Here is a 19,336-nt window from a genome sequence, read left to right as displayed (position 1 = left end):
GGCGGCCCCCGGGGGGGCCGCCCCCCGGGCCCCCCCGCCTGCTGCCGTACGCGGAGGCGTCAGGCCACTTCGTCCCCGAGCGGACGGGGGTTGGGAGCGATGTGCCGGGGGCGGGGCCGCCCCGGCGGATGCAGGAACGTGGCCACGCAGCCGGCGAAGAGGGAGATCGAGCCGGCCAGGACGAACGCGCCGGAGTAGTCCCAGGCGGAGACCACGACCGCGCCCATGCCGGAACCGAGCAGACCAGACACCAGCTTCGACGAGTACACCAGGCCGTAGTTGGAGGCGTTGTTGTTCTCACCGAAGTAGTCCGCGGTCATCGCGGCGAACATCGGGAAGATGGCGCCGCCGCCGAAGCCGGAGATGGACGAGAACAGCAGGAAGAGCGGCAGGTTGCCGATGTTCCCGGAGAACAGGATGCCGTACTGCGAAAGACCGAGGACGATACAGACGAAGATCAGGCACTGCTTGCGGCCGTACCGGTCGGAGAGCCAGCCGATGACACCGCGGCCGGTGCCGTTGACGATCGCCTTCAGGGACATCGCGGTCGCCACGATGCCGCCGGCGAAGCCCGCCTCGTCACCGAAGGGCACCTGGAAGGCGATACCGAAGATGTTCACACCTGATGTGCACAGCAGACAGAACCACATGAGGGCCACACGGCCGGTCCTCCACGCCTCCTTGGGGGTGTACTGGTGCACGGCGGGCGGGTTCTTCTCCATCGCGCGCCGGGCGCGCGCGTCGGTGGGTTTCTTCAGCGGGTCGACCTCGGCCGGCCACCAGTTCTTCGGCGGGTCCCGGAAGAAGTAGCCCGCCACGGCCACGACGGAGGCCAGGAAGACACCCACCGCGACGAGCACCCAGCGGAAGTTCGTGAGGTCCATGTAGCCGGTGAAGATGAAGACGAACGGCACCGAACCGTAGGCGAAACCGCCGTTCACGAAGCCGGTCTTGCCGCCCTTGCGCTCCGGGTACCACTTGGCGACCATGTTCACGCAGGTCGCGTAGACCATGCCCGCGCCCATGCCGCTGAACATGCCGAAGCCGATGTACGCGACGATCACATGTGGCGCGAACGCCAGCGAGACATAGCCGAGCAGTGTGCCGACGGCGCCGCACATCATCGCCCAGCGGGCCGGTAGTCTGCCGCTCTCCCGCAGCTTGCCGGCGGGGAAGGCCACGGCCGCCTGGAAGAAGACCCAGACGCCCAGCATCCAGAAGATGTGCGCGCTGCTCCAGCTGTGCGCCGTGTGCAGCGTGTCCTCGGCGGACGCGAACGCGTACTCCGCCGAGCTGATGCCCATCATGCCCACCCACGGCAGGATGACCATCCACTTGCGTTTGCGCCCCATGATGTCCAGGTCGGATTCCCCGATCCGGTACATCCGGCCGTTGGCGTCCGTCACCTCCCTGTAGGGGACGGATGTGGAGATGTCAGTTGTTGCCATGTCGATCGAACCCTCCGCGTGGAAGAAGTCTGGCCAGCGCCCCCTGTCCGTGCTTCTTTGCGCCGGGGCCCGCGGTGAGCGGTCGCCGCAGGCCCCGTGGTTCGAGCCGTCGCTCAGCTCATCGACCGCCCCCCAACAGGCCCGCCCATCAGAGCAACCCCGCGGCCCGCGCCCACCGGGCTGTGTCACGCCCGGGGGACAACCCCCGGACCCCCGGCCGTATCACGGCGGGCGCGCCCATCAGAGCAACCCCGCGGCCCGCGCCCACCGGTACTTCGCACCGAGCACCGCCACCGGCTTCTCGGTCGTGTACGGGTACGCCACGACCCCGCGCTCGAAGAGGTACTGGCAGGCCTCCTCCACCTCGACGTCGCCCGCGAGCGACGCCACGACCGGCTTCTCGATGCCCCGTTCGCGGAACTCGGCCACCACGCGCGCGGTGAGCTCGGCGAACACCATGGGCGGGGTGACGATCGTGTGCCAGTAGCCGAGGACGAGCGCGTGGATGCGCGGATCCTCAAGACCCAGCCGGATCGTCGCCTCGTAGGTCGACGGCGGCTCGCCCCCGGTGATGTCGACCGGGTTGCCGGCGGCCCCGAAGGGCGGGATGAACTTCCGGAAGGACGCGTCCAGATCCGGCGGGATCTCCATCAGGGAGAGCCCGTTGTCCGTCACCGCGTCCGACAGCAGTACGCCACTGCCGCCCGCCCCGGTGATGATCACGATGTTGTCGCCCCGGGGAGCCGGAAGCACCGGCAACGCGCGCGCGTACTCCAGCATCTCGTTCAGCCCGGGGGCCCTGATGACACCGGCCTGCTTCAGGATGTCCTCGTACACGGCGTCGTCGCCGGCCAGCGCGCCCGTGTGCGAGCCCGCCGCCTTCGCCCCGGCCGCCGTACGGCCCGCCTTCAGGACCACCACCGGCTTCTTGGGGACGGTCGCCCGCGCGGCCTCCACGAAGGCCCGGCCGTCCTTCAGGTCCTCCAGGTGCATCGCGATGCACTCGGTGTGCGGGTCCTCGCCGAACCAGGTCAGCAGGTCGTCCTCGTCCAGGTCCGACTTGTTGCCGAGCCCGACGATCGCCGACACACCCGTCTTCGTGGTCCGCGCGAAGCCCAGGATGGCCATGCCGATGCCACCGGACTGCGAGGTCAGCGCCACACCGCCCTTGACGTCGTACGGCGTGCAGAACGTGGCGCACAGGTCCTGCCACGTCGAGTAGTAGCCGTAGATGTTCGGCCCGAGCAGCCGGACGCCGTGCCGCTCGGCGATCGCCACGATCTCGTCCTGGAGCGCGTGCTCGCCGGTCTCGGCGAACCCCGACGGGATCAGTACGGCGTTGGCGATGCCCTTGCGGCCCACCTCCTCCAGCGCCGAGGCCACGAACTTGGCGGGGATCGCGAAGACCGCCACATCCACCTCACCGGGAACGTCCGTGACACTCTTGTACGCCTTGCGGCCCAGAATGTCATCGGCCTTGGGGTTCACCGGATGGATCTCCCCGGCGAAACCGCCGTCGATGAGGTTGCGCATCACCGAATTGCCGATCTTGCCCTGCTCGTTGGAGGCCCCGATCACGGCGACCGACGAGGGCTGCATCAGCCGCCGCATCGACGTGAGGATCTCCTCGCGCGGGTACCTGCGCCGGGGCTTCGGCACCGACTCGGCGAGGATCACCCGGATGTCCGCCGCGACCGCCCCCTGCGGGGTCGCGATCACCGGGTTGAGATCCACCTCGGCGATCTCCGGGAAGTCCGCGACGAGTTCGGAGACCCGGCGGATCTGCTCGGCGATCGCCCACCGGTCCACGGCGGGTGCCCCGCGCACCCCGCGCAGGATCTCGGCCGCGCGGATCGAGTCCAGCATGGAGAGCGCCTCGTGCGCGTCGACCGGCGCCAGCCGGAAGGTGACGTCCTTGAGGACCTCCACCAGCACCCCGCCGAGCCCGAACGCGACGACCTTCCCGAACGTCGGGTCCGTCACCGCGCCGACGATGACCTCCTGCCCCTTCGGCAGCAGTTCCTGCACCTGGACACCCTCGATCCGGGCGTCCGGCGCGTACGCGCGCGCGTTGTCGACGATCGTGTGGAACGCGGCCCGTACGTCACCGGCGCCCTCCACTCCGACGATCACACCGCCCGCGTCGGTCTTGTGGAGGATGTCCGGCGAGACGATCTTCATGACCACCGGCCCGCCGAAGCGCGCCGCGTACGCCACCGCCTCGTCGACGTCCCGCGCCAACTCCTCACCGGGTACGGCGATCCCGTACGCGTCGGCGATCACCTTGCCCTCGGGAGCGGTCAGCGCGCTCCGGCCCTCGGCCCGTACGGCGTCGAGGAGTCCACGCACCCTCAGCACCCGGTCTTCGGCCATCAATCAGATCACTCCGTTCGACTTGAGCAGGCGCAGTTCCTCGTCGCCGAGGCCCAGCTCACCGACGTAGACCTCTTCGTTGTGCTCGCCGAGCAGGGGGGAACTGGTCACGTCCACGGGGGAGTCGGACAGCTTCAGCGGGCTGCCGACGGTCACGAAGTCGCCGCGCTCGGGGTGCGGGACGGTGACGACCATCTCGTTGGAGACCAGGGACTCGTCCTCGATGATCTCCTTGGTGGAGAGGATCGGCCCGCATGGGATGTTGTGGGCGTTCAGCCGCTCCAGCACCTCCCACTTGGGCAGGGTGGACGACCACTCCTCGATCAGCTGGAACATCTTGTTGAGCTTGGGGAGGCGGGCCTCCGGCGTCGCCCACTCGGGGTCGTCCGCCAGTTCGGGCCGGCCGATCAGCTCGCTCAGCGGCTGCCAGCCGACGGGCTGCACGATGACGTACACATAGTCGTTCGGGCCGCCCGGCGCGCACTTCACGGCCCAGCCGGGCTGGCCGCCGCCGGACGCGTTCCCGGACCTGGGAACCTCGTCGCCGAAGTCGTCGTTGGGATATTCACGGAGCGGGCCATGTGCCAGCCGCTGCTGGTCCCTCAGCTTCACCCGACAGAGGTTGAGGACGGCGTGCTGCATGGCCACATTGACCCGCTGGCCACGCCCGGTGTTCTCCCGCTGGTACAGCGCCGCGAGAATCCCCGCCACGGCGTGGATGCCCGTGCCCGAGTCCCCGATCTGGGCCCCCGTCGCCAGCGGCGGCCCGTCCTCGAAGCCCGTGGTCGCCATCGACCCGCCCATGGCCTGCGCCACGACCTCGTACGCCTTGAAGTTGGTGTACGGACCGTCCCCGAACCCCTTGATGGAGGCATAGACGATACGCGGATTGATCTCCTGGATACGGTCCCAGGTGAAGCCCATGCGGTCGACCGCGCCCGGTCCGAAGTTCTCGACCATGACGTCCGAGCGCCGGATCAGCTCGGTGAGGATCTCCTTGCCGCGCTCGGTCTTGGTGTTGAGGGTGATGCTCCGCTTGTTGCAGTTGAGCATCGTGAAGTAGAGGGAGTCGACGTCCGGGAGGTCACGCAGCTGCTTGCGTGTGATGTCCCCGCTCGGCGCCTCCAGCTTCACCACGTCCGCGCCGAGCCAGGCGAGCAGTTGGGTGGCGGAGGGCCCGGACTGCACATGGGTCATGTCCAGGACACGGATGCCTTCGAGAGCCTTGGTCGACGTTCCTGCGGTAGGGGTCACCGGGGTCACCTCACTTGTACATCGTCTGGTTCATGGTTCCGGGGGCGTACGCGTCCGGGTCGACCCAGACGTTGATGAGCGACGGCTTGCCCGACTCACGGGCGCGCTGCAGCGCGGGGCCGATGTCGGCGGGGTCGCGGACCTCCTCGCCGTGACCGCCGAGCATCTGGGCGAACTTGTCGTAGTGGACGTCGCCGAGGGTGTTGCCGATCCGCTCGCGCTCCAGGCCGTACTTCTGGGCCTGGCCGTAACGGATCTGGTTCATGGAGGAGTTGTTGCCGATGATCCCGACGAAGGGGAGGTCATAGCGGACGAGGGTCTCGAAGTCCCAGCCGGTGAGGGAGAAGGCGCCGTCACCGAAGAGGGCCACCACCTCCTTGTCGGGCCGCGCCTTCTTGGCCGCGAGCACGAAGGGGACGCCGACGCCGAGCGTGCCGAGGGGGCCCGGGTCCATCCAGTGCCCGGGTGACTTGGGCTGCACGACCTGACCGGAGAAGGTGACGATGTCGCCGCCGTCGCCGATGTAAATCGAGTCCTCGGTGAGGAAGTCGTTGATCTCGCTGACCAGCCGGTACGGGTGGATCGGCGAGGCGTCGGACTTCAGGCTGGGCAGCCGCTTCTCGATGGCCACCTGTTCGGCGGCGCGCAGCTCGTCCAGCCACTCCTTGCGCTTCGACGCGCCCCCGTTGATGCGTCCGGAGGCCGCCTCGGTCACCGACTTGAGCACGAGGCCCGCGTCGCCGACGATCCCGAGGTCGATGTCGCGGTTCTTGCCGACGGTCCGGTAGTCGAGGTCGATCTGTACGACGGTCGCGTCCGGCGACAGCCGCTTGCCGTAGCCCATGCGGAAGTCGAAGGGCGTGCCGACGATGACGATGACGTCGGCGTGGGAGAAGGCGTACCGGCGGGAGAGCTGGAAGTGGTGCGGGTCCCCGGGCGGCAGTGTGCCGCGCCCCGCGCCGTTCATGTACGCCGGGATGTTCAGCGTGCGCGCCAGCTCGATGGCGGACTCGGTGCCCCGGGTCGTCCACACCTGGCTGCCCAGCAGGATCGCGGGCTTCTCGGCGTGCACCAGCAGATCGGCGAGCTTCTCGATCGCCTCGGGGTCGCCGGCCGAGCGGGTCGAGGCCCGGTAGGCGCCGGCCTTCGGCACCCGGGCCTTCTCCACCGGCACCTTGGCGTCGAGGACATCGCGCGGGATCTCCAGGAAGGAGGGGCCGGGGGCGCCGTGGTAGCACTCGCGGAACGCCATGGACACCATGTCGGCGGCGCGGGCGGTGTCCGGCACGGTCGCCGCGAACTTGGTGATCGGCGTCATCATGTCGACGTGCGGCAGGTCCTGGAGGGACCCCATCTTGTGCTGGGTGTGCGCGCCCTGGCCGCCGATCAGCAGCATCGGGGACTCCGCGCGGAAGGCGTTGGCGACACCGGTGACGGCGTCGGTCGTACCGGGGCCCGCGGTGACGACCGCGCAGCCGGGCTTGCCGGTGATCCGGGCGTAGCCGTCGGCCGCGTGGGCGGCGACCTGCTCGTGGCGGACGTCGACGACCTCGATGCCCTCGTCGACGCAGCCGTCGTAGATGTCGATGATGTGGCCGCCGCACAGGGTGTAGATGACCTCCACACCCTCCGCTTTGAGTGCCTTGGCGACGAGGTGACCACCGGAGATGAGGTCCTGGCTGTTGCCGTCGGGCATGGCGAAGTCCTGTCCCTTCGTAGGGGTTTTCGTGGGGTCTTCGTAGGCGTTGGAGCGCTCTCGCGGTTGATTGCATACAGTCGACGAATACTGTATGAAGCTTGTTATCCCGCATCCGGTGGGTGGTGTCCAGGGGGCGTGCGGCACTTTTGAGTCAGGAGCCGGAATGGACCTTTTCGAGCACCAGGCAAGGGAACTCTTCGAGGAACACGGCATCGCGGTGCCACGGGCGGAGGTCACCGACTCGCCCAAGGAGGCCCGCGAGATCGCCCGCAGGCTGGGCGGACGCGTCGTCGTCAAGGCCCAGGTGAAGACCGGCGGGCGCGGCAAGGCGGGCGGGGTGAAGCTCGCCGCCGACCCCGCCGCGACCGAACTGACGGCACGGCAGATCCTCGGCATGGACATCAAGGGCCACACCGTCCGCAAGGTGATGGTCGCCGAACCCGTCGCGATCGAGAGCGAGTTCTACGTCTCGTACGTCCTCGACCGCGCCGCGGGCCGCTTCCTCGCCATCGCCTCGGCCGAGGGCGGCATGGACATCGAGGAGGTGGCGGCGACCCGGCCCGACGCCGTCGCCCGGATCCCCGTCGACCCCGCCGAGGGCGTCACCTCGGCGAAGGCCGCCGAGATCGCCGACGCGGCCGGCCTGCCCCCGCAGACCGTCGACGTCCTCGTACGGCTCTGGGGGGTGCTGACCCGCGAGGACGCGCTCCTCGTCGAGGTGAACCCCCTGGTGCGCACCGAACAGGGCCACATCCTCGCCCTCGACGGCAAGGTCACCCTCGACGACAACGCGACCTTCCGGCAGACCCGCCTGGGCGACGAGGGCTTCGCGCACGACGACCCGCTGGAGGCGGCGGCCGCCGCCAAGGGGCTCAACTACGTGAAGCTGGACGGCGAGGTCGGTGTCATCGGCAACGGCGCCGGACTCGTCATGTCCACCCTCGACGTGGTCGCGGGCTGCGGCGCCCGCCCCGCCAACTTCCTCGACATCGGCGGCGGCGCCTCCGCCCAGATCATGGCCGACGGCCTCTCCGTCATCCTCTCCGACCCCGACGTGAAGTCCGTCTTCGTCAATGTCTTCGGTGGGATCACCGCCTGCGACGCGGTCGCCGACGGCATCGTCCAGGCCCTGGACGGTGTTCAGTTGACCAAACCGCTGGTCGTCCGCCTCGACGGCAACAACGCCGTACGCGGCCGGGCCGTCCTCGACGCCCGCGACCACCCCCTCGTCCACCAGGCCACCACCATGGACGGCGCCGCGCGCCGCGCCGCCGACCTCGCCCACGCGAACTGAGGAGCCCGGACATGGCCATCCACCTCACCAAGGAGAGCAAGGTCCTCGTCCAGGGCATGACCGGCGGCGAGGGCATGAAGCACACCCGCCGGATGCTCGCGGCCGGCACGAACGTCGTCGGCGGCGTCAACCCCCGCAAGGCCGGCCGGACCGTCGACTTCGACGTCCCCCAGTGCCTTAAGGGCCTGGGAGGTACCCCCATCGCCGTCCCCGTCTTCGGCTCCGTCGCCGAGGGCATCGAGGTCACCGGCGCCGACGTCAGTGTCGTCTTCGTCCCGCCCGCCTTCGCCAAGGCGGCCGTCGTCGAGGCCGCCGACGCCGGCATCGGTCTCGCCGTGGTCATCACCGAGGGCATCCCCGTCCACGACTCCGTCGCCTTCACGGCGTACGCGCGGGCCAAGGGCACCCGGATCATCGGCCCCAACTGCCCCGGTCTGATCACCCCCGGCCAGTCCAACGCGGGCATCATCCCCGCCGACATCACCAAGCCCGGGCGCATCGGCCTGGTCTCCAAGTCCGGCACCCTCACCTACCAACTCATGTACGAACTCCGCGACATCGGCTTCTCCACCTGTGTCGGCATCGGCGGCGACCCCGTCGTCGGCACCACCCACATCGACTGTCTGGCCGCGTTCCAGGACGACCCGGACACCGAACTGATCGTCCTCATCGGCGAGATCGGCGGCGACGCCGAGGAACGGGCCGCCGCGTACATCCGCGACCACGTCACCAAGCCCGTCGTCGGCTACATCGCCGGGTTCACCGCCCCCGAGGGCAAGACGATGGGCCACGCGGGCGCGATCGTCTCCGGCTCCTCCGGTACGGCCGAGGCCAAGAAGGAGGCGCTGGAAGCGGTCGGGGTACGGGTCGGCGGCACTCCCACCGAGACGGCCCGGCTGGTGCTCGCCGCCCTGGAAGCCGGGGCCTGACCTGACCCCCACCCGCGACCCTCACCCGCGACACCTCCACCCACAACCCCCACCCACGACACACGCGCCACCCCGCCCCCGACTGTGCACCGAGAGCGGAGAAACCCATGGCACCACCCACGCCCACAGCCACAGCCACACCCACCCTCACCCTCAAGTCCGGCACCGCCTGGACCGACGCCTGGCGGCGCTGTCTCGCCGTCGCCCCCGAGGCCTTCCGGGACGACCGGGTCCTCAACCTCTGGAACCGCTCCTGGCAGGCCGACGGCCGGGCGCTCCCCGCCACCAGCCCCGTCGACGGCAGCCCCGTCGCGGGCCCGCCCCGCCTGGACGGCACGACCGCGCACCACGCGGTCCGCGCCTCCCTCGACCAGCACCGGGCCTGGCGCCACGTCCCCCTCGCCGAACGCCGCGCCCGGGTCGCCGCCACCCTCGACGCCCTCACCCAGCACCGCGAACTGCTCGCCCTGCTCCTGGTCTGGGAGATCGGCAAACCCTGGCGGCTCGCCCAGGCCGACGTGGACCGGGCCATCGACGGCGTCCGCTGGTACGTCGACGGCATCGAACCCATGGTCGAGGGACGCGTCCCGCTCGACGGCCCGGTCTCCAACATCGCCAGCTGGAACTACCCGATGAGCGTGCTCGTCCACGCGATGCTGGTCCAGGCACTGGCGGGCAACGCGGTCATCGCCAAGACCCCGACCGACGGCGGCGTCGCCTGCCTCACCCTGGCCGGCGCGCTCGCCGCCCGCGAGGGCCTCCCCGTCACCCTCGTCAGCGGCAGCGGACGCGAGCTGTCGGAGGCACTGGTCCGCGCCCCCGAGATCGGCTGTGTCTCCTTCGTCGGGGGCCGCGACACCGGCGCCGCCGTGGCCACGGCCGTGGCCGACCTCGGCAAACGCCATGTCCTCGAACAGGAGGGCCTGAACACCTGGGGCATCTGGAACCACACCGACTGGGACACCCTCACCGCCGTCATCCCCAAACTCTTCGACTACGGCAAACAGCGCTGCACGGCCTACCCGCGCTTCGTCGTCCAGCGTGAGCTGTTCGACGAGTTCCTGGCCGCGTACCTCCCGGCGGTCCGTACGCTCCGGATCGGCCACCCCCTCGCCGTGGAACACCCCGACGACCCGTACCCGAAGCTCGACTTCGGGCCCGTCATCAACGCGGCCAAGGCCAAGGAGTTGACCGACCAGGTCGCCGAGGCCGTCGACCGGGGCGCCGTCCCCCTGCACCGGGGCAGGCTCTCCGGCGCGCGCTTCCTGCCCGGCCAGGACACCGGCGCGTACGTCCAGCCCGTCACCCTCCTGAACCCGCCCCCGTCCTCCCCGCTCCATCACGCGGAACCCTTCGGCCCGGTCGACACGATCGTCCTGGTCGACACCGAGGCGGAGCTGCTCGCCGCCATGAACGCCTCGAACGGCGCCCTCGTCGCCACCCTCTCCACCGACGACCGGGCGACCTACGAGCGGCTGGCACCCCAGATCCGGGCGTTCAAGGTCGGCCACGGCACACCCCGCTCGCGCGGCGACCGCGAGGAGCTGTTCGGCGGGTTCGGCGCTTCCTGGCGGGGCGCCTTCGTCGGCGGCGAGCTGCTGGTGAAGGCCGTCACTCATGGTCCGGCGGGGGAGCGGCTGCCGGGCAACTTCCCCGAGTACCACCTCATGCCGTCCGCGGCCTGACATGGCCGGATCGTGATTGTCCGATCACCTCAGGTGAGGTCGTGCGGGCCCGCTCGCCGAGGCCCGCACGACCCCGTCCGGAGCCCGGAAACGCAGGTGAAAGGCACTCCGAAATCTTGGTATTGTTGTCCGTGTCGCCGCGGGGAACACCCCCGGCCAGGCGACAGACACCTGGTCCGGGTGGCGGAATGGCAGACGCGCTAGCTTGAGGTGCTAGTGCCCTTTATCGGGCGTGGGGGTTCAAGTCCCCCCTCGGACACTCGCTACGGCGATGAGCATGCGAAGGGCCCCGACCGGTCGGTCGGGGCCCTTCGCGTTCTCGTGGCCCCAGGTGATGCCTCAGGTGATGTCACGGATGCCGAATCCCGTGATCCTTTCAGGCAACCCGCTCGCGCTCAGGCTCTTTCCTTTCCCCTCAACCTCTAGTCAAATAGCGGCACTTGAACCACACGCGTGTCACGCGCCGGCGCTGTCCCCGACCAGGACGCCCTTCTCGGCCGGCCGACCGCGTCACGGGAAGGACCCCCACACGTGCCGGAGAGACACATGCCCATTTCCCCCCTGAAGCGTCGCGCGTTCATCCTCCTGGGTGCCGCGGTCGCCGCGGCGGCCGGCACCCGGACATCCGTGGCCGCCACGGCGACCTCCCCCTCGGGGCCGCCCGGCACGCCCACGCCGGTCCGGATCGTCGACGACAGGGCGACCCCCGCCACCCGCGCGCTGTTCGCGTACCTGAAGCGGCAGCAGGGCAGAGGCATCCTGTTCGGGCACCAGCACGACCTGACCTACGGCTTCACCTTCACCACACCCGACGGCAGGGCGTCCGACACCAGAGCGGCGGTGGGCGACTACCCCGCGGTCTTCGGCTGGGACACCCTCGTCCTCGACGGCGACGAACGCCCCGGCGCCGTGGACGGCACCGACGCCGAGAACATCGCCGCGCTCAGCCGGTGCATCCGGCAGGGGGACGCGCGCGGTGGGATCAACACCCTCAGCGCCCACATGCCGAACTTCGTCACCGGCGAGGACTTCCACGACACCTCGGGCCGGGTCGTCGGCCAGATCCTCCCCGGCGGTGCGCGGCACGCGCGCTTCAACCGGTTCCTCGACCGCGTCGCGAAGGCCGTCAAGGGCGCGCGGCGCCCGGACGGCACCGCCATCCCCGTCATCTTCCGGCCCTTCCACGAGAACAACGGGGGCTGGTTCTGGTGGGGCGCCGGTCACACCACCTCGGGCGAGTTCATCGAGCTGTTCCGCTACACCGTCGAGTACCTGCGCGACACCAAGGGCGTACACAATCTCCTCTACGCCTACTCGCCCAACGCGAGTCTCGGTGGGGACCCGACCGGCTACCTCAGGACCTACCCCGGCGACCGTTTCGTCGACGTCCTCGGCTACGACTCCTACGACGAGGGCGCCGGACCGACCCCCTGGCTCGACGGTCTGGTGCGGGACCTGGCGATGGTGGTCCGGCTGGCCAACGCGCGGGACAAGGTGCCGGCCCTCACGGAGTTCGGGGAGAGCGGCACCGAGGTCCGCGACCCGCAGTGGTTCACGCGGCTGCTGCGGGCCGTCGAGGCGGATCCGCTGGCCCGCCAGGTGACCTACATGCCCACGTGGGCCAACTTCGGAGGCACCAAGCGCGCCTATGTGCCGTACCCGGGCCACGCCCTGCTGCCGGACTTCGTCCGGTTCCATCAGGATCCCTACACCCTCTTCGCCTCCGATCTGCGGGGGGTGTTCGCCGCCCGCACCACCGCCGTCAGGAACGGCCCGTCCGTGCATCTGGTGACACCCACGGACCGACAGCGCGTGACGGCCGCCAGGACCACCGTCCGGGTGCGGGTCACGCCCGCGCGGGCGAGCCGGGTCACCTACTCCGTGGACGGCGGGCGGGCCCGACCCCTGCGCCTGGACGCGGACGGCTACCACTCGGCCATCTGGTCGATCGGCGCGGCCCCGCGCAAGAAGGGCTCGGCGACCCTCACCGTGCGCGCGCGGGTGGGCGGTGAGACCCTCACCGACTCCGCCGTCGTCCTCCTCGGCGAGGCCGCCCCCCTGCCCGCAGGCTGGATCGACGACTTCGAGGGGTACGCCGGGGACGATGTCGCCCTCGGCGAGGCGTACACCCACCTCAACGCCCACACCCTCACTCTGTCGCCCGACCACAAGTCCTCGGGCTCCTACGGACTGGCCTACGCCTACGACTTCACCGGCGCGGAGTTCACCGGCATCGGCCGGCCGGTCGTCGCGGACTGGTCCGGCTTCACCTGCCTGGCGCTGTGGCTGCGGGGCGACGGCTCGGAGAACGCCGGGGCGCTCGAGATCGTCGCCGACGGAGTCCAGTTCCAGTACAGGTTTCCGCTGGACGACACGAGAGGGCAGGAGATCAAGATCCCCTTCGGCGAGTTCCAGCCCGCTCCCTGGGACAGCGAGCACGCCACCGCCGTGCTCGACGCGGCCCGTCTGGCCGAGGTGACGGCGTTCAATCTGTACCTCGGCCGGGGTGGCGGGGCGGTGACCAAGGGCGTCGTCCACGTGGACGACATCAGGGCCGAGTGAGGCACCCGGCGGAAAATGCGGTGACCCGGCCCTGTCGCTGTCCCTAGACTCACCGCACCAAGTGACGAGAGAGGGGAGCCCGGCCATGTGCGACCGCACCGCCGTCGTCGTTCCCCGTTCCCTGTACGAGGTGATCCTCGTGTCCTCGTCCGTCCGGTGCCCGCTGCGCGGCCGGTACCGGATGCCCGTGACGCACGTCTGACGACGAACCCCTGTGGGCGCGGAAGGAGCGACAGCTCCGTCCGCGCGCACGTTCCCGCCGTCCGCCGTACCGCACGGGAATCGCGCTGCCCCGAAACAGCTCAGCTGAAAGGCCACGGGCCATGCGCAGCACCGTCACCACCCACGCCGACCCTCTGACCGCCGTCCGTAACCTGGGCATCCTCGCCCATGTCGACGCCGGCAAGACCACCGTCACCGAGCGGTTCCTGTACGCCACCGGGACCACGCACAAGCGCGGAGAGGTCCACGACGGCACCACCGTCACCGACTTCGACCCGCAGGAGCGCGACCGCGGCATCACGATCTTCGCGGCGGCCGTGAGCTGCGCCTGGGACGGGCACCGGATCAACCTGATCGACACCCCGGGCCATGTCGACTTCGCCGACGAGGTGGAGCGCTCGCTCCGCGTCCTCGACGGCGCGATCGCGGTCTTCGACGCGGTCGCGGGCGTGGAGCCGCAGAGCGAGTCGGTGTGGCGGCAGGCCGACCGGCACGGCGTACCCCGTATCGCCTTCGTCAACAAGCTGGACCGCGCGGGCGCCGACCTCGACACCGCCGTCGAGTCGATCCGGCAACGGCTCCATCCGGTGCCGTTGGTGGTGCAGTTGCCGATCGGTACGGAGGACGGGTTCGTCGGTGTGGTGGATCTGCTGCGTATGCGCGCCCTGGTCTGGGCGGACGGCGACGACACCGCCGCCGAGGGCCCGGTGCCTGACGCCCTGCGGGACGAGGCGGAGCGACGACGGCAGCGCCTGGAGGAGGCGGTCGCGGAACTGCATCCCATGGCGCTGGAGGAGTTCTGCGCGGAGTCCACACTCTCCGCGCGGACACTGGCCGCCGCGCTGCGCGACCTGACCCGCACGGGTGAAGGTGTGGTCGTGCTGTGCGGCTCGGCCTACCGCAACCGTGGCATCGAACCGCTGCTCGACGCGGTCGTGGCGTATCTGCCCTCGCCGCTGGACGTACCGCCCGTACGCGGTACGCACGACGGTACGGAGCAGGAGCGGGCCGCCGACGACCAAGTACCGCTCGCGGCCCTGGCGTTCAAGGTGAGCGCCACGGCCACGGGACGGCTGACCTATCTGAGGCTCTACTCGGGAACGATCCGGAAGGGGGACACCGTGCTGGACGCGGGCACGCGGCGCACCGAGCGAATCGGCAGGATCCTGCGGGTCCGGGCCGACCGGCACGCCGAACTGGACCTCGCGGTGGCCGGGGACATCGTCGCCGTCGTCGGGCTGAAGTCGGCCCGCGCGGGCACGACGCTGTGCGCGCAGGCGGCGCCGCTGCTCCTCGAACCGCCGTCCGTCGCCAACCCGGTGGTGTCGGTGGCCGTCGAGGCACGCCGCAGCACGGACACCGACCGGCTCGCGACGGCCCTCGCGCGGCTGGCGGAGGAGGACCCCTCGCTGGTCGTACGGACCGACCCCGAGACCGGCCAGACCCTGCTGTCCGGGATGGGTGAACTGCATCTGGAGGTGGCGGTGGAGAAGATCCGGCAGAGCCAGGGGCTCGAAGTCGCCGTCGGCCGCCCTCGGGTCGCCCATCGCGAGACGGTCGTGCGCGGGGTGTCCGGTCTGGTCTTCCGGCACGTCAAACAGGACGGCGGGGCGGGGCAGTTCGCCCATGTCGTCCTGGACATGGCACCCCTGGAGGCAGAGGGCGACAGCGCCGCCACGGGGTTCGTCTTCCGCTCGACCGTCGTCGGCGGGCGGGTGCCGCAGGAGTACGTCCGCGCGGTCGAGGCCGGCTGCCGTGACGCCCTCGCCGAGGGGCCGCTCGGCGGTCACCCGGTGACCGGGCTGAGCGTCACCCTGACCGACGGGGCGACCCACTCCAAGGACTCCTCGGAGATGGCGTTCCGTACGGCCGGGCGGCTGGCGCTCCGCGAGGCCATGCGGGTCGGGGTGATGGGTCTCCTCGAACCTGTCGCCGATGTCAGCGTCACCGTGCCCGCGGATGCCGTGGGCGGGGTGCTCGGTGATCTCGCCGCGCGGCGGGGGCGAGTCACGGACTCCGTGACCCGGGGCGGCTCGGTGGTGGTCAGCGCGACCGTGCCGTTGGCGGAGCTGTTCGGGTACGCGACGCGGTTGCGGAGCCGGACGCAGGGGCGGGGGACGTTCACCGCGCGGCCGGCGGGGTACGCCCCGGCGCCGGGGACGGTGTCGGTGAGTTAGGCGTGACGGGGTGGTGGGCGGCGGGGTTTTCTCGCCCCCGCCGCCCCTACCCGTCCCGTCCTCAAGGGGCTGTGCCCCTTTGAACCCCCCCTGCGCTGTGGGTGGTTCGGGGTGGGTGGGTGAGCGCGGGTTCGGTGGGGGCTGGTCGCGCAGTTCCCCGCGCCCCTGAAGGGGCGCGGGGTTCCCCTTCGCGTCAGGCCCAGGGGCTTACGGCCGTGAAGGAGCTGTCGGCTCGGAAGGTGTCCGTGGCCTGGTGGACATCGAGGCGGAGCTCGTAGTTGTAGTGGCGGATGTAGCGGCCCGGGTAGTTGTACGACTCCAGACGGACGGAGCCGGAGGTCGTGCCCGGGCGGGCGCAGTACGTGGCGTCCTTGTCGAAGACGGTCGTGCCGTCGTCCGTGGCGAAGCGGACCCGGAAGTCCCAGTGCCGTAGGTAGCGGCCCGAGGTGTCCCGGAAGGAGTAGCAGTTGGCGTCCGCGAGGCCGGGCACGATCGTGAAGGTCGCGCTCTGCTTGACGGCGGTGGTGCTGGAGGAGGTCACCGGGTCGACGTAGCCGAGGCTGTCGGAGCGGACCACGGCGTAGCGGCCCGTGTAGTTGACGGACTGGAGGGAGCGGGTGGTGTTGGTGGGGAGGGTGACTCCGCCGGAGACCGTCTCCTTGAGGACCGTCAGATGGCGTACGAAGCCGGTGAGGCCGGGCAGTTCGGTCGGGGTCGACCAGGTGGCGAAGTTGTCGTAGCTGTCGCTGTACCAGTACTTCCCGGCGCCGTAGGCGTCGTAGTAGATCCGCCAGCCGCCGTTGTCGAGCTGGACGAGCGCCGGGCCCTCCATCCCGGAGCCGAAGCCGGCCCAGTTGCCCGTCTTCTGGATGGTGTACGGGCCGGTGAGGCTGGAGGCGGTGGCGTACTCGATGTACTTCGTCGTCTCGTTCTTGGTGAACGCGTGGTAGGTGGAGCCGATCTTGACGATGAAGGTGTCGATGTAGTTCGGGCCGATGCCGGAGAGCAGGGTGGGCGCCGACCACGCGGTGAGGGCGGAGTTCGTCGCCGTCAGCTTGTACGGCTTGAAGATCCACTCTCCGCCGGCCGCGACGGACGCGGACAGGATGATGTTGACGCTGCCGTTGCTGTCGACGAACCACTCGGGTGCCCAGGCGCGCTGCAGACCGCTGATCGGGACCGTGTAGTCGTACAGGAAGGTCCAGTTGAGGCGGTCGGTGGAGCGGGCGAAGCCGATGGTGGTGGAGAGCGCCGACCAGGTGCGGGTGGTGTAGGTCAGGTAGTAGTAGCCGTCCGTGTGCTTGAAGATGCTGGGGTCACGGATCAGGCCGGAGGGCGGGGTGTACGCCGGGCCCTTACGGAGGGTGAACCCGGTCGCGTCCGGCGAGTCGTAGACGTACATGTTCGACTCGCTGCTGTTGGTGAACGCGGTCATGGTGTACCGCGTGGCCTGCCCGGCCGCCGGGTGGGCGGCTCCGGCCGGGGCGGCGAGGGCGGTGGTGAGGCCCAGCAGGGCGGCCACCGAGGTGAGCAGGGCGAGGACCGCCCTGAGGGTTCTGTTCAACGCTCGTCCCGTCTGTGCGTGAACTGCCCTGAGGCGTCGGATGTTGTTCGAAATGTCGGCTCTTGTGCGGAAGTTCGATCAGAAGATAAGAGGGGGGCATGTTCGCGTCAATGGATTCGGCCAGGGTTTCTGCGAGACGGGATTCCGCTTTGACTCCGCCATGAGTCTGAGCTGAGTCCGCTGTGGCTTAGCTGTGAGGTGACCGGGTCCGCCTTCTCTTCCCCCCCCGTACCACTCCGGCGTTGCCTCCGGTTCCGCGTTTCCGCAGGTCACTCCCCGTTTCCCGGTCGCCGCACAGGAGGGCAACAGGAAACCCGTCGACCTCGGTGAGCGGCGGGGCAACTCTTGAGTCGTCAGCAGCGACGGAGCCCGGCAACGGGACGGATGAGGCCAAGGGGGGTGGAGGTCATGAGACGAGCGCTCATGTCTCTGTGCGTGGTCATGGCGGCCACCGCGGCCGTCACCACCGGATGCGCCGGCGGTGACGACGGCGACGGGGGCCGGAAGCAGGCCGACCGGCAGCCGCGTCCACAGGCACTGACCTGGCAGCAGGAACTGCGCACCAACGACGCCCAGCAGCACCTGACGGCCGAGTGCATGCGCCGCCAGGGCTTCATCTACTGGGAGGACCGCACCCTGACCCTCCAGGAGAGCCGCCCGGTGCGCTACGTCCAGGACGACGTGGCGTGGGCCCGGACCCACGGATACGGCGGGCGGATCGACGCCAAGAGCCAGAAGGCCCGCGAGAGCAACCCTCTCGGCGCCTACCGCCAGCGTCTCTCCGCCGCCCGGCGTGCCGCCTTCGACACCGCGCTCGACGGCGGCGGCGACGCCCGCACACTCACCGCGCCGCTGCCGGGCGGCGGGGAGATCCGCAAACGCAGCGGCGGCTGTATGGAGGAGGCCGAGCGCACGCTCTACGGCGACCCGGCGGAATGGTTCCGCACCAGCAAGATCGCCACGGGCCTCAGCGCCCTCTACGGCGAGGACCTGATGAAGGACCCTCAGCTGACCGCCGGGCTACGGGCCTGGTCCCGGTGCATGAAGAAGGCGGGACAGCCTTACGACGACCCCCAGTCGGCCCGCGACGCCGTCCGGGTCGACACCAGCCGGCTGGGCACCGCCCGCGCCGACGAGGCGTTCGCCGCCGAGCGGAGGACCGCCGTCGCCGACGCGACCTGTGCCCGCGAGACCTCCCTCAAGGCCGTTGCCTCGGCCCGGGAGACGCACTACCAGGACCGCCTGCGCGACCGCTTCGGCGACGACGTCGACACCTACCGGAACCTCGGCCGGCAGGCCTACGACCGGGCGGTACGCATCGTCCCGGAGCGCGACTGAACACCGCGCGCCTCCGGGCGCACACCGAACCCTCGCGCCTCCGGGCGCACCGCGATCCCCGCGCACCTCCAGGTGCACGCCGATCCCCGCGCCTGCGGGCGCACACCGACCACCGGTGACGGCACACCGGGCCCCGCCCGGCACACCGCCACCGGCGCGCACCACCCACGCACCACCACCACCACGCACCACCACCCACGCATCACCAAGGAAACGAGGGGAAACACCATGCGCAAGTTCACCGCCACGGCCGCGCTTCTCGGGCTCACCGCCCTGGGCGTTCTCGTACCCGCCGCCACCTCGCAGGCCGCCGTCGCCGGACCCGGCTGCGACAGCAAGTGGGGCCCGCGCAACGGCAACATGTACGCCTGGCAGGACCTGGACTGCTCGGGCACGCAGCTGATCGTCGCCGCAGGCAACAGCGCCAACTGGGGCGCCGGTTCCAACGACAAGGCCACGTCCGTCATGAACCGCGGCTTCACGGGCGGGCTCGACCACGTCGCGTTCTACGAGCACGACAACTACGGCGGCGGCCACGCCTGTCTCGCGCCGGGCGAGCTGTACGCCGACAACCTCACCGACAACCGCCTGACCAGCGGTGTCGGGGCGAACGACAGCATCACCTCGCACCGTTGGGTGGCCCGCAGCGCCTGCGGTGCCTTCCTGACCTGATCCCCCCAGCGGTACGGACGGCCCGGAATCGACCACCCGGGCCGCCCGTTCCCGACCGGGAGCCTCGTACGAACGTGCGGGAACCCGGCCGCGGGTTCGGACCGTGGTGTTTTTGGCAC

At 70.3% G+C, this 19,336-nt stretch carries 12 protein-coding genes and 1 tRNA gene; 8 read left to right on the top strand and 5 right to left on the bottom strand.

The annotated features are described in order from the left end of the window. Window positions 1–59 precede the first annotated feature (59 nt). From ABT147_RS38825 to ABT147_RS38810, 4 genes are all read right to left on the bottom strand, one after another. A complete protein-coding gene (locus ABT147_RS38825; protein ID WP_351415383.1) occupies window positions 60–1,448 on the bottom strand; it encodes an OFA family MFS transporter in 1,389 nt (462 codons plus the stop codon). A 240-nt stretch (window positions 1,449–1,688) separates the two neighbouring features. Next, window positions 1,689–3,821 carry an acetate--CoA ligase family protein gene (locus tag ABT147_RS38820; RefSeq protein WP_351415381.1) on the bottom strand — a complete coding sequence of 711 codons (2,133 nt, stop codon included), beginning with the start codon at window positions 3,819–3,821 and terminating at the stop codon, window positions 1,689–1,691. 3 nt (window positions 3,822–3,824) lie between these two features. Beyond that, window positions 3,825–5,084 carry a formyl-CoA transferase gene (gene frc / locus ABT147_RS38815; RefSeq protein WP_351415379.1) on the bottom strand — a complete coding sequence of 420 codons (1,260 nt, stop codon included), beginning with the start codon at window positions 5,082–5,084 and terminating at the stop codon, window positions 3,825–3,827. Window position 5,085: 1 nt separating this feature from the next. Beyond that, a complete protein-coding gene (locus ABT147_RS38810) occupies window positions 5,086–6,771 on the bottom strand; it encodes a thiamine pyrophosphate-binding protein (protein ID WP_351415377.1) in 1,686 nt (561 codons plus the stop codon). A gap of 166 nt (window positions 6,772–6,937) precedes the next feature. Here ABT147_RS38810 and sucC point away from each other — a divergent pair, with 166 nt between their 5' ends. From sucC to fusA, 6 genes are all read left to right on the top strand, one after another. Continuing rightward, on the top strand, window positions 6,938–8,068 hold the full coding sequence (sucC, locus tag ABT147_RS38805) for an ADP-forming succinate--CoA ligase subunit beta (RefSeq protein WP_351415375.1): 1,131 nt from the start codon (window positions 6,938–6,940) through the stop codon (window positions 8,066–8,068). A gap of 11 nt (window positions 8,069–8,079) precedes the next feature. Beyond that, on the top strand, window positions 8,080–8,997 hold the full coding sequence (gene sucD / locus ABT147_RS38800; RefSeq protein WP_351415373.1) for a succinate--CoA ligase subunit alpha: 918 nt from the start codon (window positions 8,080–8,082) through the stop codon (window positions 8,995–8,997). 107 nt (window positions 8,998–9,104) lie between these two features. Beyond that, window positions 9,105–10,682, top strand: coding sequence for an aldehyde dehydrogenase family protein (locus ABT147_RS38795; protein ID WP_351415371.1), 1,578 nt, complete (start codon window positions 9,105–9,107; stop codon window positions 10,680–10,682). A 174-nt stretch (window positions 10,683–10,856) separates the two neighbouring features. After that, a tRNA-Leu gene (locus ABT147_RS38790) sits at window positions 10,857–10,941 on the top strand. Between the two features lie 287 nt (window positions 10,942–11,228). Further along, window positions 11,229–13,244, top strand: a complete 2,016-nt coding sequence (locus tag ABT147_RS38785; RefSeq protein ID WP_351415369.1) for a glycosyl hydrolase — start codon at window positions 11,229–11,231, stop codon at window positions 13,242–13,244. Between the two features lie 323 nt (window positions 13,245–13,567). Further along, window positions 13,568–15,643 (top strand): elongation factor G, encoded by a 2,076-nt coding sequence (gene fusA, locus ABT147_RS38780; RefSeq protein WP_351415367.1) that lies wholly within the window; start codon window positions 13,568–13,570, stop codon window positions 15,641–15,643. 193 nt (window positions 15,644–15,836) lie between these two features. On the opposite strand, the gene ABT147_RS38775 is transcribed toward fusA, so the two are convergent. Continuing rightward, window positions 15,837–17,207: a glycoside hydrolase family 43 protein gene (locus tag ABT147_RS38775; protein ID WP_351415365.1), complete on the bottom strand. Its 1,371-nt coding sequence runs from the start codon at window positions 17,205–17,207 to the stop codon at window positions 15,837–15,839. 408 nt (window positions 17,208–17,615) lie between these two features. Between ABT147_RS38775 and ABT147_RS38770 the strand changes: the two genes are divergently transcribed. Beyond that, window positions 17,616–18,545: a hypothetical protein gene (locus tag ABT147_RS38770; protein WP_351415363.1), complete on the top strand. Its 930-nt coding sequence runs from the start codon at window positions 17,616–17,618 to the stop codon at window positions 18,543–18,545. Window positions 18,546–18,617: 72 nt separating this feature from the next. Beyond that, window positions 18,618–19,217 (top strand): peptidase inhibitor family I36 protein, encoded by a 600-nt coding sequence (locus ABT147_RS38765; RefSeq protein ID WP_351415361.1) that lies wholly within the window; start codon window positions 18,618–18,620, stop codon window positions 19,215–19,217. The last annotated feature ends 119 nt before the right edge of the window (window positions 19,218–19,336 follow it).

This window comes from Streptomyces sp. NPDC001868 (assembly GCF_040297125.1).
Taxonomy (GTDB): Bacteria; Actinomycetota; Actinomycetes; order Streptomycetales; family Streptomycetaceae; genus Streptomyces.
The sequence above is the reverse complement of the archived record's forward strand: the minus strand, read 5'-3'. Positions and strand labels throughout refer to the sequence as shown.

Bases quoted from the DNA above. Each gene is read 5' to 3' on its own strand.
- ABT147_RS38825 (WP_351415383.1), bottom strand. From the start codon at position 1,448: ATGGCAACAACTGACATCTCCACATCCGTCCCCTACAGGGAGGTGACG.
- ABT147_RS38770 (WP_351415363.1), top strand. From the start codon at position 17,616: ATGAGACGAGCGCTCATGTCTCTGTGCGTGGTCATGGCGGCCACCGCG.
- ABT147_RS38820 (WP_351415381.1), bottom strand. From the start codon at position 3,821: ATGGCCGAAGACCGGGTGCTGAGGGTGCGTGGACTCCTCGACGCCGTA.
- fusA (WP_351415367.1), top strand. From the start codon at position 13,568: ATGCGCAGCACCGTCACCACCCACGCCGACCCTCTGACCGCCGTCCGT.
- ABT147_RS38785 (WP_351415369.1), top strand. From the start codon at position 11,229: ATGCCCATTTCCCCCCTGAAGCGTCGCGCGTTCATCCTCCTGGGTGCC.
- ABT147_RS38810 (WP_351415377.1), bottom strand. From the start codon at position 6,771: ATGCCCGACGGCAACAGCCAGGACCTCATCTCCGGTGGTCACCTCGTC.
- sucC (WP_351415375.1), top strand. From the start codon at position 6,938: ATGGACCTTTTCGAGCACCAGGCAAGGGAACTCTTCGAGGAACACGGC.
- ABT147_RS38795 (WP_351415371.1), top strand. From the start codon at position 9,105: ATGGCACCACCCACGCCCACAGCCACAGCCACACCCACCCTCACCCTC.
- sucD (WP_351415373.1), top strand. From the start codon at position 8,080: ATGGCCATCCACCTCACCAAGGAGAGCAAGGTCCTCGTCCAGGGCATG.